Annotated in this window: 11 protein-coding genes; 2 read left to right on the top strand and 9 right to left on the bottom strand. The window is 32.7% G+C overall.

Translation table 11 applies throughout. The features are described 5' to 3' along the window. Positions 1-110: 110 nt before the first annotated feature. The 4 genes from DMB68_RS11460 to DMB68_RS11445 are packed head-to-tail and all read right to left on the bottom strand — an operon-like array spanning position 111 to position 5999. Positions 111-578 (bottom strand): thioredoxin family protein, encoded by a 468-nt coding sequence (locus DMB68_RS11460; RefSeq protein ID WP_110346798.1) that lies wholly within the window; start codon positions 576-578, stop codon positions 111-113. A 51-nt stretch (positions 579-629) separates the two neighbouring features. After that, on the bottom strand, positions 630-2114 hold the full coding sequence (locus tag DMB68_RS11455) for a peptide MFS transporter (protein WP_110346797.1): 1485 nt from the start codon (positions 2112-2114) through the stop codon (positions 630-632). 1 nt (position 2115) lies between these two features. Then, on the bottom strand, positions 2116-3792 hold the full coding sequence (locus DMB68_RS11450; protein ID WP_110347090.1) for a peptide MFS transporter: 1677 nt from the start codon (positions 3790-3792) through the stop codon (positions 2116-2118). A 35-nt stretch (positions 3793-3827) separates the two neighbouring features. Then, positions 3828-5999 carry a S9 family peptidase gene (locus tag DMB68_RS11445; protein WP_110346796.1) on the bottom strand — a complete coding sequence of 724 codons (2172 nt, stop codon included), beginning with the start codon at positions 5997-5999 and terminating at the stop codon, positions 3828-3830. A gap of 181 nt (positions 6000-6180) precedes the next feature. Between DMB68_RS11445 and DMB68_RS11440 the strand changes: the two genes are divergently transcribed. After that, complete coding sequence (locus tag DMB68_RS11440) at positions 6181-7479, top strand: hydroxymethylglutaryl-CoA reductase, degradative (protein WP_110346795.1); 1299 nt, start codon at positions 6181-6183, stop codon at positions 7477-7479. Positions 7480-7596: 117 nt separating this feature from the next. Then, complete coding sequence (locus DMB68_RS11435) at positions 7597-8517, top strand: GYDIA family GHMP kinase (RefSeq protein ID WP_110346794.1); 921 nt, start codon at positions 7597-7599, stop codon at positions 8515-8517. Positions 8518-8526: 9 nt separating this feature from the next. Here the strand turns inward: DMB68_RS11435 and DMB68_RS11430 are convergent, their stop codons facing one another. The 5 genes from DMB68_RS11430 to lptC form a co-directional block, all read right to left on the bottom strand. Continuing rightward, positions 8527-8961 carry a hypothetical protein gene (locus DMB68_RS11430; protein WP_110346793.1) on the bottom strand — a complete coding sequence of 145 codons (435 nt, stop codon included), beginning with the start codon at positions 8959-8961 and terminating at the stop codon, positions 8527-8529. Positions 8962-9226: 265 nt separating this feature from the next. Then, a complete protein-coding gene (locus DMB68_RS11425; RefSeq protein ID WP_110346792.1) occupies positions 9227-11326 on the bottom strand; it encodes a peptidylprolyl isomerase in 2100 nt (699 codons plus the stop codon). A 107-nt stretch (positions 11327-11433) separates the two neighbouring features. Continuing rightward, positions 11434-12693, bottom strand: coding sequence for a hemolysin family protein (locus DMB68_RS11420; protein ID WP_110346791.1), 1260 nt, complete (start codon positions 12691-12693; stop codon positions 11434-11436). Positions 12694-12696: 3 nt separating this feature from the next. After that, positions 12697-12891 (bottom strand): hypothetical protein, encoded by a 195-nt coding sequence (locus DMB68_RS11415; RefSeq protein ID WP_110346790.1) that lies wholly within the window; start codon positions 12889-12891, stop codon positions 12697-12699. 11 nt (positions 12892-12902) lie between these two features. Continuing rightward, positions 12903-13460 (bottom strand): LPS export ABC transporter periplasmic protein LptC, encoded by a 558-nt coding sequence (gene lptC, locus DMB68_RS11410; protein ID WP_110346789.1) that lies wholly within the window; start codon positions 13458-13460, stop codon positions 12903-12905. Positions 13461-13462 lie beyond the last annotated feature (2 nt).

The raw sequence follows: 13462 nt of genomic DNA, 5'->3' as shown, positions 1-13462 counted from the left end.
ATAAAACATTGCACAAATAATCATCAAAAAAATGTAATATATTTTCTTACTAAAAAAAATCCCCTCACTTTTTAAAGTGAGAGGATCATAATTATTGTAAAAATCTTTTTTTACATTTTTTGAGATTTGATTATCCCGTCAGCAACTGCCAGCCATGCCGTAGGGCCTCCGGCAACATAACCGGTGTTTCCAAGTCCTTTAAAATTTACTTTCCCATCTTTACTTTCTGCATTTGTAAAATAAACAGTTGGAAAACCTTGTATTCCAAAAGCTTGTTGCAATTCGGCGTTTTGATTCTTTATCTCTGGAGTCTGAGGAGTTCTTCTAGGATAATCCAATTCAACCAAAATTACATTTTCTTTAGCCCATTTTTGAAATTCAGGCGTTTTGAGCACCTCATTTTGCAAACGAATACACCAGCCACACCAGTCACTTCCTGTAAAAAACATCATCAAAGGTTTTTTTTCCTTATTGCTGAGTGCTATTGCTTCCTTTACATCTGTGTGCCAGTTTTGTTCCTGGGCTTGTAAAGCAAAAGAACCTATTATAAAAAATGTTAGTATAAATATTTTTTTCATGTTAATTTAATTTTTTTTTTCAAATTTAAACAAAATAGCATTGTAAAATACCTATTTTACTTCCTGCATTAATTTTTTAATGAATGGTGAAATTGCAATTAGAACAACTCCCGCTATTAGAGAATAAATTGCCAGTTGATAGTACCCTTCTGTATAAGATTGCAACTTCGAAAGTAATGTGTCGCCTGTATTTGATTTAGAAATTTCAGCACCTAGCTTACCGGCAAATAACTGTCCAAATGCCGCTGCTAAAAACCATAAACCCATCATCATACCAAACAATCTTTTTGGAGATAATTTAGTAATAATCGACATTCCGATAGGACCTAAACAAAGCTCACCAATCGTAGTTACCAAATAAGCAAAAGTAAACACATTTAAAGAAGCTATTCCATTGGAGTCTGCAAAAAACTTTGTCAGATAAAAAATGTAAAATGAAGCAGCCAAAAATAAAAATCCAATTCCAAATTTAATCAATGTATTAGGCTCTATTTTTCTTTTGCCCATCCAAATCCATAACAAACCAATCAACGGACTTAAAACTACTACAAAGAAGGTATTGGAACTATTATTTACAATATTAGGATCAATTGAAAAGAACAACAATTTATCGTTTAGATTATCTTTTGCAAAAAGTGACAATGAACCGCCACTTTGTTCATAAATTGCATTAAATAAAAGATAGAAAAACACAAACAAAAATGCAGCAAACAACTTCTTCTGAAGTTTTACATCTCCAAGTTTAACTAATTCATAAGCAAAATACAAAACAGCAACTATCCCGATTGTATACATAAAATAGTCTGTGTAATCTGTATTCTTTACCATTATATAAATAAGCGGAATACTTAAAAGCGAAAGTACATAAACAGCAATTTCACGTATTTTTCTTTTTCCTGCTTCCATTTCCAGTAAAGGAGAATCACCAATAGGTCCCAGATATTTTTTAGTCGCCAAAAAAGTAATCAGTCCTAAAAACATTACAATCGCAGCTGATAAAAAACACAGTTCCCAAGAATAATATTTGCCTAAATAAACGCATAAAGCACCCCCAAAAAGACCTCCAACATTTATTCCGGCATAAAACATTCCGTAACCGGCATCTCTTCTTCCATCTTCTTCCTTATACAATTCGCCTACCATTGATGAAACGTTTGGCTTAAAAAAACCAGTTCCAATAATAGAAAAAGCGATACCATAATAAAACATATCATGTGGTGCTACAGCAATTAAAAGATTTCCAAGAATCATTACAATCGCTCCAAATAACAAAGATTTTTTGAAACCTAAAATTTTATCGGCAAAAATTCCTCCAATAAAAGTAAAAGCATAAACAAAAGCCTGGATAGCACCATATTGTAAATTAGCATGATCTTCTTTCAGAAAAAGCTGATCCACCATAAAAATAGTTAAAACTCCTCGCATCCCGTAGAAACAAAAACGCTCCCACATTTCAACAAAAAACAAATACCACAATTGCTTTGGGTATTTGCCTTCAAAATTTTGAATTTCCTCTAAAGTGATTTTGTTTTCCATACTATCGAACTCCGTGCATCATTTTTTTCAGGAATGGGGTCAAAGCAAATAGTACAATTGCAGCTATTCCCGTAAGAACAACAAATACCATAAAGAATTCATATAAGTTATGAATTTCGAATCCTGCAAAAAAGTGATTATGAGCAGCAATTTGGTGTTGATCTAAAAGCGCTAATTGCTCTGCAGTCGGTGTAATTTTATTATCCAAAATTGCCTGAAGATCAATTCCTAATTCTTTTGCTTTTGCAAATTTATCACCTGTAGCCGGCAAAATAGAACCTAAAGTACCTCCTAATGCATAACCTGAAGCATTCGATAAAAAGAACACTCCATATAATAATGACGCAAAACGTTTTGGAGATAATTTACCCACCAATGACAAACCTATCGGAGACAAACATAACTCTGCACAAGTATTTAAAAAATACAATAAAATAAGCCATTTAACTAACAACAAACCAGATGTTCCAATATAAGAAACCTGAGTGGCAATCATAAAGAAACTGATAGAAATCACGACCAATCCAACAGCTAATTTCACTGGAGAGATCGGTTCTTTTCCTTTCGCTCTTAAAGTATCCCAAAGTACACTGAAAGGCACTGCCAGTATAACTACAAATAGTCCGTTGAAAATCTGAACCATTGAAGGAGGCATCTGCCAGCCAAAGAAATTTCTGTCAGTTTGGTTATCGGCAATAAAAGTCAAAGACGATCCAGCCTGTTCAAAAGCTGCCCAAAAGAAAATAATAAAGAATGAAACGATATATATAACAATAATTCTGTCTCTCTCAATTTTAGTCAACGAAATATCAGAAATGATTAATCCTGCTAACGACAAACCACTGGAATAAATTAAAGTATAAATTAAATTCTGACCTACAACGTAATGAAAAAAGAAACCTAATGCAATAAATGCAATTCCGGCAATTATTAAAGCTTTACTAGAAAAATTAGCTTTTTGAGCTTCTCCTTCTTCAAAATCAGATGCGTCATTTTTAGATGGCAAACCACCTAATGGCTTTCCTTCCGGAGAAACCACATATTTATTTTTTAAGAAGTAAAAAAGAATAGTTCCTAAAAGCATCGCAACAGAGGCTGCCATAAATCCCCATCTAAATGCATGGATATCTCTAATACCTCCTGCATCTTTTACATCTCCTAGCAAAGGACAAATCGACTGGCCTAAAAATGCCCCGATATTAATTCCCATATAGAAAATAGTAAAAGCACTATCTAATTTTGTTTTTTCCTGTTTCGGATACAGACTTCCTACCATACTGGAAATATTTGGCTTGAAGAATCCGTTACCAAAAACAATAACCCCTAAGGCAGAATACATAATTATTTTTGCTAAATCTAAGTTGGATTCAAAAACACTTCCGCTGGTAAACAGTAACATTTGGCCAATTGCCATTAATAGCCCGCCTAATAAAATACAATTTCTGTTACCCAAAAATCGATCGGCTACAAAACCTCCCAGCATTGGCGTTAAATAACAAAGTCCAAGAAAACCTCCATAAATTAAAGACGCTTCTTCTTCTTTCATTAATAATGAATTCACAAGAAATAAAGTTAATAAAGCCCGCATTCCATAAAAATTGAACCGCTCCCACATCTCCGTTCCAAACAATACCCAAAGTCCTTTTGGATGCGCCGATTTCACTTGAGTTTCTTTCATATTATTCATTGTTATTTTAAGTTGATAAAATTATTTTATAAATTTTCTTTAATAAAGTTAGTCATTTTATTGTAAAGCTGAATTCTGGTTTTTCCACCATAAATTCCATGATTTTTATCCGGATAAATCTGAGAATCGAACTGTTTGTTTGCCTGAATTAAAGCTTCCATCATTTGCATAGAGTTTTGCACATGAACGTTATCATCACCAGAACCGTGAATCAATAAAAACTTTCCTTTTAGTTTACCAACATGATTTATTGGAGAGTTTTGATCGTAACCACTTGGATTTTCCTGCGGAGTCTGCATATATCTTTCGGTATAAACACTGTCATAAAAACGCCAGTTGGTTACCGGAGCAACTGCAATAGCCATTTTAAAAACATCGTTCCCCTGAAAAATACAGTTTGACGCCATAAAACCTCCATAGCTCCATCCAAAAATTCCAATTCTTGAAGCATCAACATACTGATAAGCTCCTATTACTTTAGCAGCATCAATCTGATCTTCTACCTCATATTTCCCTAATTCTTTCTGAGTTACTTTTTTGAAATCAGCACCTTTAAAACCAGTTCCTCTTCCGTCAACGCAAGCTACAATGTAGCCTTGTTGCGTAAGCGATAAAAACCAATAGTCATCAGTATTGTTCCAGTCGTTATTTACCTGCTGAGATCCCGGACCGGAATATTGGTACATAAAAACAGGATATTTTTTAGAAGGGTCGAAATCCTTTGGCTTTAAAATCCATGCATTTAATTCGTTCCCTTTAGCTGTTTTTAAAACAAAGAATTCTTTTTTAGGCAAATTGTAAGCTTCTAATTTAGCAGCTAAAGCTTTGTTATCTTCGATTACCTGAATTTCTTTTCCTGTTTTCGCCTCGTTTAAAGTATAAGTAGTCGGCTGTAAATTACTCGAGAAAGTATTAATGAAGAATTGAAAATTCGGACTAAAAGTAGCTGCATTGGTTCCGATTTTTGAAGATAATCGGATTTTGTTTTTTCCATCTAAACCAATTCGGTAAAGATCTCTGTTGATTGAACCATTTTCTGTAGACTGGTAGAAAATAGTTTTAGTTTTTTCGTCGAAACCGTAGTATGAAGTTACTTCCCAGTTTCCTTTTGTAACCTGATTTTTAAGTTTTCCGTTTTTATCATAAACATAAATATGATTAAATCCGTCTTTTTCACTGGTCCAGATAAAACCGTTTTCTTTTAAGAATGTCAAATTATCTGTAATATCTACATAAGCTTTGTCTTTTTCATTAAGGATCACTTTTGCGGAAGCAGTTGTTCCATCAATAAACAGTAAATCCAAATTGTCCTGATGGCGATTTAAAACCTGAGCAGAAAGTGTATTGTTATCATTAGTCCATTGCAGTCTTGCAATATAAAAGTCATTATAATTTCCTAACTCAACTTTTTTAGCTGTATTCAAAGTAACATCATATATATGTAACGATACTTCTGAATTTTTTTCTCCTGCTTTCGGATATTTAAATGTTTCAATTGTTGGATATAAATCTTTATGAAACATAGACATCGAAAATTCCGGAACCTGACTTTCATCAAAACGAATGTAAGCTATTTTTTTACTGTCTTTGCTCCAGTCAAATGCCCGGACAAAAGCAAACTCTTCTTCGTAAACCCAATCCGTAATACCATTTATAATTGCATTTTTCTTTCCATCAGTAGTAATTGGGGTCGATTTTTTTGAAGCTACATCATATACATAAAGATTATTTTCTTTAGCATAAGCGATTTTAGTTCCATCTGGCGAAAAAGTGGGTTCCTGAACCTGAAAATCAAAAAGTTTTGTCAGTGATTTAGAAGTTATATCATATAAAAAATAATCTGCTGTAAAAGAGTGACGAAAAATCTGGTTGGTATTACAAGCGATTAAAATCTTTTTTTCTGAAACATCAAATGTGTAGCTGTCAATTCCGTCTGCAAGTGCTGCATGATTTTTAGTATCTATTAAGTTCGATACTTTTTTGAGGGATGCAAAATCATATAAATCAATCTGCATGGTTCTGCTGGCCTGATCAACATTTAAAACCGTATATTGATCTGTATTTTTTAAAGATTGCAGTTCGTCCATTCCTTTGGCCCGAAAAGCTCCACTATAGATATTTTCAACAGTAATTTTTTGTTGCCCAAGAACAGTAGCAACTAAAAATAAAAGCATTACAGTAATTTTACTTGAATTCATCAGTATTATTTTTAATATAAAAAAGAGCCCAATTTTAGTAAAAAAAACGAACATAATACACATTTTAACTGTTAAATGTTAAAAAAATAAAATTTCAAACCTTATTCATTTAAAAAAACATTTAAAACAAAACTCTTAAAATGGTATCTTTGCTGCAATAAAACTACTTAATAAACTGAGAATGAACAACGCTGTTGCCGGATTTTCTAAATTATCTAAAAAAGAAAAAATAAACTGGATCGCAAATGAATACTTTTCAAATCCAGATGAAGCCTTAAGCATTATAAGAAATTACTGGAATACAGACGAAAAGCTTCAACAACTTCATGATGAATTTATAGAAAATACCATTACCAATTTATACATTCCGCTTGGAGTTGCTCCTAATTTTTTAATTAATGGAAACTACAAAACCATCCCAATGGCAATTGAAGAAAGTTCAGTTGTTGCTGCAGCTTCAAAATCTGCAAAATATTGGGCAACACGTGGGGGGTTTAAGGCAACCGTGATCGATACTGAAAAAATAGGCCAGGTTCATTTTACTTTTAACGGAGATGCTCAGAAACTGGAAGAATTATTTAATCAAATTAAACCAAAATTTTTCTCAGACACGCAAAGCATTACCAAAAATATGCAGCAACGTGGTGGAGGAATCCTGGATATACAGTTAAAAGACAAAAGAAATTTACTTGAAAATTATTTTCAGCTTCATGCCACTTTTGAAACCAAAGACAGCATGGGAGCCAATTTTATCAACTCTTGTTTAGAACAATTCGCTACTACTTTAAAAGAAGAAGCTCAAAATGCAGATTTAGAAATTGAGGTTGTTATGAGCATTTTGTCTAATTACGTTCCAAATTGTATTGTAAGAGCAGAGGTTTCCTGTCCAATCGAAGATTTAACAGAAAAACATATTACCAATCCTCAGGATTTTGCCCAGCGTTTTGTACAGGCAGTTCAAATCGCCGAAGCCGAACCTTTCAGAGCTGTGACTCACAACAAAGGAATTATGAATGGTGTAGACGCTGTTGTACTCGCAACAGGAAACGATTTCAGGGCAGTTGAAGCCGGTGTTCATGCTTATGCTTCCCGAAATGGTCAATATTCAAGTTTATCTCACGCTAAAATAGAAAACGGTATTTTTACTTTCTGGCTCGAAATTCCACTTGCTTTAGGTACCGTAGGCGGATTAACTTCATTACATCCGTTAGTAAAATTGTGTTTAGAAATTCTTCAAAAGCCTTCTGCCAAAGAATTAATGGAAATTGTTGCCGTAGCAGGTTTAGCACAAAACTTTGCAGCTTTACGCTCTTTAACAACAACCGGAATTCAGGAAGGCCACATGAAAATGCACTTAAACAACATCATCAATCAGTTTGAAGCCAATGATGAGGAGCGTCGTTTAATCAAAGCACATTTCAAAAAAACCGCAGTTTCACATAGCGCAGTTGTGGAGTTTATTGAAAATTTAAGAAAATAATTAGAAGCTAATCCCGCTATCCGTTACACCCGAGCGACAGCGAACTGACGAAGTAATCTTTTGTGGCTAACCCCGCCACAAAAGGATTTACACTACTATCGGGGCTAAAAAAAATATATGTCAACAACCTTTTACAGTAACGGAAAACTTTTAATCACAGGAGAATATTTAGTCCTCGATGGAGCAAAAGCTTTTGCATTACCAACAAAATTTGGACAAAACCTCATTGTAGAAAACGGCTCAAATCAGGAAATTCAATGGAAAAGTTATAATGCAGATGAAAAAATCTGGTTCGAAGACACTATTTCTTTTAACGAAATCATTACCAATCCAAATCCAGTAACCGAAACGGTAAAAACCACCTTAATTACTATTTTACACGAAGCATATTTGTTAAACCCTGCTTTTATTGATAACGCAGAAGGATATCTGGTAAAAACAGAACTTACTTTTCCTAAAAACTGGGGATTAGGCACATCCTCCACCCTATTGAACAATATTGCCCAATGGACACAAATCGATGCTTTTACCTTACTAAAAAACAGTTTTGGAGGCAGTGGTTACGATATTGCCTGTGCACAAAATGACACTCCAATTATTTATCGCTTAGAAAACAATTTACCTGTTGTCGAACAGATAAGCTTTAATCCTGATTTCACCAACAACATTTATTTTATTTATCTAAATAAAAAGCAGAGCAGTAAACGAGCTATAAATGCTTATTATAACAACAAAAACAATCATTTATCCCAAAATATAATTGACAATAATAAAATTACTGACGCTGTTGTCAATTCAAAAACATTAAAAGAATTTGCCTGCACATTAGAAAATCACGAAATACACTTGAGTGATATACTCGAACTGCAAACTATTAAAGAAATGACATTTCCGGATTTTAATGGGGCTATTAAAAGTCTTGGTGCCTGGGGTGGCGATTTTGTGATGGTAGTTTCTAAAGAAGATCCGAAAGCTTATTTTCAATCAAAAGGGTATGAAACTATTCTTTCTTATGATCAAATGATTTTACAAAAATAAAAAAACGGACTAATAATTTACTCTCTTATTTTTAGTATGCTTGGTTTCAAGTTTACGAACCTTTTGGGTTTCCAGTTCATTTGATTCAATAAGCGTATTATGCAAACGCTCAGCCATTTTTTCTATACTGTTTGTAATGGAATCATATACCAGTTCCATTCTGCGATGCTTTTCTTCCTTTACAGCCTTCAAAACATCTTCTACAAAAACTTTATCGTATTTTTCAGCAACAGAATCACGGGTATTGGTCAGCCTGATAACATAATCGTTACTTAGTATAGTAACTTTAAAATGTTGCTCTTCATTACTTAGATAGTATTTACCTCCTAATTCATCAACATTTATGTCAGTACTGCTAACTTTTAAAAGTTCAGTTATAATGCCAAAAATATGATTTTCAATTTTGGAATATACTTTAGCTTTTCTTCTAAAAAACTTAAACATAAAACAAATTAAATACCTGATTATTAAAACATTTATCCGTCATCCTCTTGCAAAATTTACTTTGTTAAAACAAAAATTCTGACAAATTAAATGCAATAATTTGAATATCCCAAATTTTTTAAATCATATTTCGATCATCTCTATGTAACTTAAGAGAATGGGCATGTATTGATGAGTAAAAATCTTACATGTAATTTTTTAACAAAGAAAAAACCCGAAACATTTAAAACGTTTCGGGTTTTGTATTTTTGTTATTTACTAAAATTTAGTAATTAAATTGTAGTCTATTATCTTCAATTTTAGCATTGCTTTTCAAAGCAGGCAAAATTCTGCTTGCATCAGATGCACTTTGAGCTTTTACTTTCGATACATATTCAGCATGATTTGCAATAGCAGGTGCTTTAATAGTACTGATGTTTTTTACCACATATACTCCTGTATTTCCTTCAATTGGAGCAGAAACTTTATTAGCTGATAAAGCAAATGCATTTCCTACAACTTTAGGCTCCTGACCAACACCTCCTGGCAAAGTAGGGTTATCCATAGTAACGTTTGTTGCCTGTTGTACTTTAACTCCAGCGTTTTTAGCAATAGCTTCGATACTTGAACCAGTCAATTTAGCCTTTAATATCTCAGCTTTTTTCTTGTTTTTCAGAATTGGCTCTACATAAGGTCTTGCCAATGTAACAGAAACTAAACCTGATTCGTTCTCTCCTTTATATTGTGCAATAATGTGCCCAATGTTTGCAATTTCAAAACGTTTAACATCGTTTTTACCGGTTTCTTTATCAAAAGCCCATCTTATAATGTTTCTTTGATTTCCTAATGGACCAAAGGCTTCGTCCATTGCTTTAGCTGTTACCGGAGCTTCAACTTTTAATCCTAATTGTTTAGCTGTAGCATTAAAATCTTTATCAGCAGCATCCATTTCAAATTTAGTAGCCAATGTAAATACTTTATCAGAAGTAGCTTCAGAAGGCTGAATTTTTTGAGCAATTGTAGCTAAACGAATTCCATCTTGCTTATCCGTGATTTTAATAATATGAAATCCGAATGGAGTTTCAACTAAACCAACCTTTCCAATTCCGTTACTGAATACAAAATCATTAAATGGCTTTACCATCTGGTTTGGACCAAAATATCCTAAATCACCACCTTGCTGTGCAGAGGAATCATCAGAACTTGTAAAAGCAAGCATCATGAAACTATCCGGATTAGCCTGAACCTGAGCTAAAATACCTTCAGCTTTAGCTTTAGCTTCTTCTTTTGTTCTTTTTTCTTTTTGGTTTGGAGTCTGAGATCCTTCATAACCAATTAAAATGTGACTTGCTTTAGCATTCACTCCCGGTTTAAATCCTAAAGATTTAGAAATAGCATAATATTTTCCAAAAACATATGGTCCATAAATTTGACCCGGCGCTAAACTGAATAATTTATCTGCATCAACTGCTGGTAAAGAATTTTTAGCGATATAAGTTGAATCATAAGGTACATCAGAATTAGCGTTTACAAATTCAGCAATGTTTGTTGCGCTTCTAAATCCTGGTAATGTATCATTTTTACCCGTTTTAGCATTATACTCTACCCTTCCGTTTAATAAAGAAGTGATTTTAGCTTTAATGTCAGCTTCGTCTTCTTTTGAAGGCTTGTCCTCTACTAAAACATATTGAATTTCACGAGTTGCATCTGCTTTAAATTTTTTCTCGTTTTTCTTCATATAATCCACAATCTCTGAATCAGAAATTTTCACTTCACTATCCTTAATAGAAGAATATAATGCGGCAGCATATGCAAAATTTACTTTGTTTGCTTCCATTTCATATTTCAGCTTTCCTTCACTTGCAGTAGTGTAAAGACCTGATTTTACAAGAGTATTATAGATTTGAAATTTAGCATTTAATGTTGCATCTTTTTCTTTTTCAGTAATAAACTGAGCTGCTTCAGGATTTGCTTTAAAGTATTCTTTGAATTTAGCAATATCAAACATACCTGCAGCATTTAAGAACATTGGGTTTTTACCAATATTAGGATCTGCTTTTAAAACTTCTAAAAGGTGTTTTTCTCCAACTCTCAATCCTAATTTATCAAACTGAGCTGATAATAATGCAATTGAAACCTCCTGATCCCATACTCTGTTTGCAGCTTCAGTGGAAGTAATTCCTTGCCCACTTTTTTCCACATTACTAACTTTAACTCTAAAGTCTTCAAATGAAATATCTTTTCCATCGATGCTTCCTACATCTTTTGAACTTTGACTAAAAGTACCGCTATTAAAAAGATCTTGTATTATAAATGCTAATAAAGCAAGTGCAATAACACCTATCAATAATGCGGAACGCTGTCTAATTTTTGCTAAAACTGCCATTTTTATTATCGTTAATTTTATATTCAGTTTGCGAAAATACAATTATCTGGTTAATAACAATACAACTAGTGTTTTATTTTCGCCTTTTTTTTTAAATTATTAAAAAATTATTCTTTTATAGTCATTTTTACTAATTCAATTTTCTTGTTGGAACATTCTTCTATTACAAAAAAATAATTTTCAATGCTGATTTTTTCGCCTTTTTGGGGAATATCTTTGGTAAAATCTACAATAAACCCTCCTAAGGTTCCGTACGAATCACTTTCAGGAATTTGTAATTTATAGGTTTCATTTAAATATTCTACTTCTAACCTCGCCGAAAAAAGATAAACGCCTTGCTTTAATTGCTGCTCAATCAATTCTTCGTCCAGATCATGCTCATCTTCAATTTCGCCAAAAAGCTCTTCTACAATATCCTCTATTGTAATAATTCCGGAAGTCCCTCCGTATTCATCCAGAACAACAGCCACATTTCTTCTTTTTTTGATCAGTAAGCTTAAAGCATCTTTTATCAAAATTGTTTCCGGCACGAACTCGACTGCCATCAAAACTGATTTTATTGTTTTTGGTTTTTTAAACAAATCAAAAGAATGCACGTAACCCACAATATCATCCAAAGAATTTTGACTCACAATAATTTTAGAATACCCTGTTTCTATAAATAATTCTTTCAGATCAGAAACATTATCAAACAAATCTATATCTGCAATTTCTGTTCGGGGAGTCATTATATCACGTGCCTTAACACCTGAAAATTCTAATGCATTTTGAAAAATCTGAATTTCAGAATCTACTTCTTCGTTGTCTTCAACAGCATTCATCTGCTCAGTGATATAATTCCCGAGCTCAATTTTACTAAAATACAATTGTACCTGATCTCCTTGTGTCTTAAAAAATTTTCTGAGAATAAAATCAGAAATCCAGATGAAAAAGGTTGAAATATAATAGAATAACCGATAAAAAATGTAAGCCGGAACTGCGAAAATCCTAATTAAAGAATTGGCATAAATCTGAAAAAAAACCTTTGGAAAAAATTCTGCCGTTATTAAAATAAAAAAAGTGGAGAATAGTGTAAGAAGAAACAAATTTGTGTAATCAGAAAATTGATAACCAAAATTTGCAATGTATTTCAGAATCAAATCTGCGGAAAAAAAACCATAAACAACCAGCGCTACATTGTTTCCAATAAGCATTGCTGCAATAAATTTTGATGGTTTTTCGGTAAGTTTTGTTAATATGCGGGAAACAAAATTATTTTGTTTTTTTTCTATTTCAAGATAAATCTTATTAGAGGAAACAAATGCTATTTCCATTCCTGAAAAAAAGGCTGATAGTATTAAACATAGTATTATAATACTGATCTCCATTTTTTACTGTTTTTTATAATGATCGTCAAATTTCTTAGAAAACTTTCTCCTGAAGAAAAACATAAAAATACTTACTCCTGCTATCAAAAAACTCAACCATGGGGTTTCACCGGTTTCATTTAGCTTTGTAATACCGTCATAAATAAATGCAATTGCAATTAATAAGTAAACGTATTGTGTGTATTTTAAGTAACCCATAATTTTATATTTTAATCTTCGTCTGCTTCAATCTCTCCACTTACTCTTTGTGAATTTATGACTTTAAAATCCTTACTAAAATCTATTCCCTGACCATTCGAAATTCCTTTTGCATCTGTCAGTTTAAATTTTCTTTCAGTGTAAAACCATTCGTTTTTCTGATCAAAGTATAATTGTTCCGTTTCAAGTACCTGCCCGGCTTCTGAAGTAATTTTTACTTTTCCCTGCAAATCAATTATCCCGGTATCTTTATATGAAACAGCATAATTTGATACGATAAAAGTACGTTTTTGCTTTTTATCATATAGTGTAACGTCAATACCTTTAGGGAATTCGGTAAAAGGAAAATCAACGCTGGCATAATCCAGCATTTTACGACTTTTTAAGACACCGGTTATACGACCCGAATCTGTGTATTTTATATTGATTGTATCCGCATCAGTTCCAGGAAAAAATTCTGAATAATTAATTTTCTGAACTTCTTTAAAATTACTTTCGCAACCAAAAAACAGTGTCACAGCAAAAACTGTGACAACGGTTATAATATTATGTTTTTTTGGTAAATTCATTC

The organism is Flavobacterium hydrophilum (assembly GCF_003202405.1).
Taxonomy (GTDB): Bacteria; Bacteroidota; Bacteroidia; order Flavobacteriales; family Flavobacteriaceae; genus Flavobacterium; species Flavobacterium hydrophilum.
Note: the sequence above shows the minus strand (reverse complement) of the source record. Positions and strands in the feature narration are given on the sequence as shown.

Coding starts and splice junctions, on each gene's coding strand:
- DMB68_RS11455 (WP_110346797.1), bottom strand. CDS start 2,114: ATGGAAAACAAAATCACTTTAGAGGAAATTCAAAATTTTGAAGGCAAA.
- DMB68_RS11450 (WP_110347090.1), bottom strand. CDS start 3,792: ATGAAAGAAACTCAAGTGAAATCGGCGCATCCAAAAGGACTTTGGGTA.
- DMB68_RS11425 (WP_110346792.1), bottom strand. CDS start 11,326: ATGGCAGTTTTAGCAAAAATTAGACAGCGTTCCGCATTATTGATAGGT.
- lptC (WP_110346789.1), bottom strand. CDS start 13,460: ATGAATTTACCAAAAAAACATAATATTATAACCGTTGTCACAGTTTTT.
- DMB68_RS11420 (WP_110346791.1), bottom strand. CDS start 12,693: ATGGAGATCAGTATTATAATACTATGTTTAATACTATCAGCCTTTTTT.
- DMB68_RS11435 (WP_110346794.1), top strand. CDS start 7,597: ATGTCAACAACCTTTTACAGTAACGGAAAACTTTTAATCACAGGAGAA.
- DMB68_RS11415 (WP_110346790.1), bottom strand. CDS start 12,891: ATGGGTTACTTAAAATACACACAATACGTTTACTTATTAATTGCAATT.
- DMB68_RS11460 (WP_110346798.1), bottom strand. CDS start 578: ATGAAAAAAATATTTATACTAACATTTTTTATAATAGGTTCTTTTGCT.
- DMB68_RS11430 (WP_110346793.1), bottom strand. CDS start 8,961: ATGTTTAAGTTTTTTAGAAGAAAAGCTAAAGTATATTCCAAAATTGAA.
- DMB68_RS11440 (WP_110346795.1), top strand. CDS start 6,181: ATGAACAACGCTGTTGCCGGATTTTCTAAATTATCTAAAAAAGAAAAA.
- DMB68_RS11445 (WP_110346796.1), bottom strand. CDS start 5,999: ATGAATTCAAGTAAAATTACTGTAATGCTTTTATTTTTAGTTGCTACT.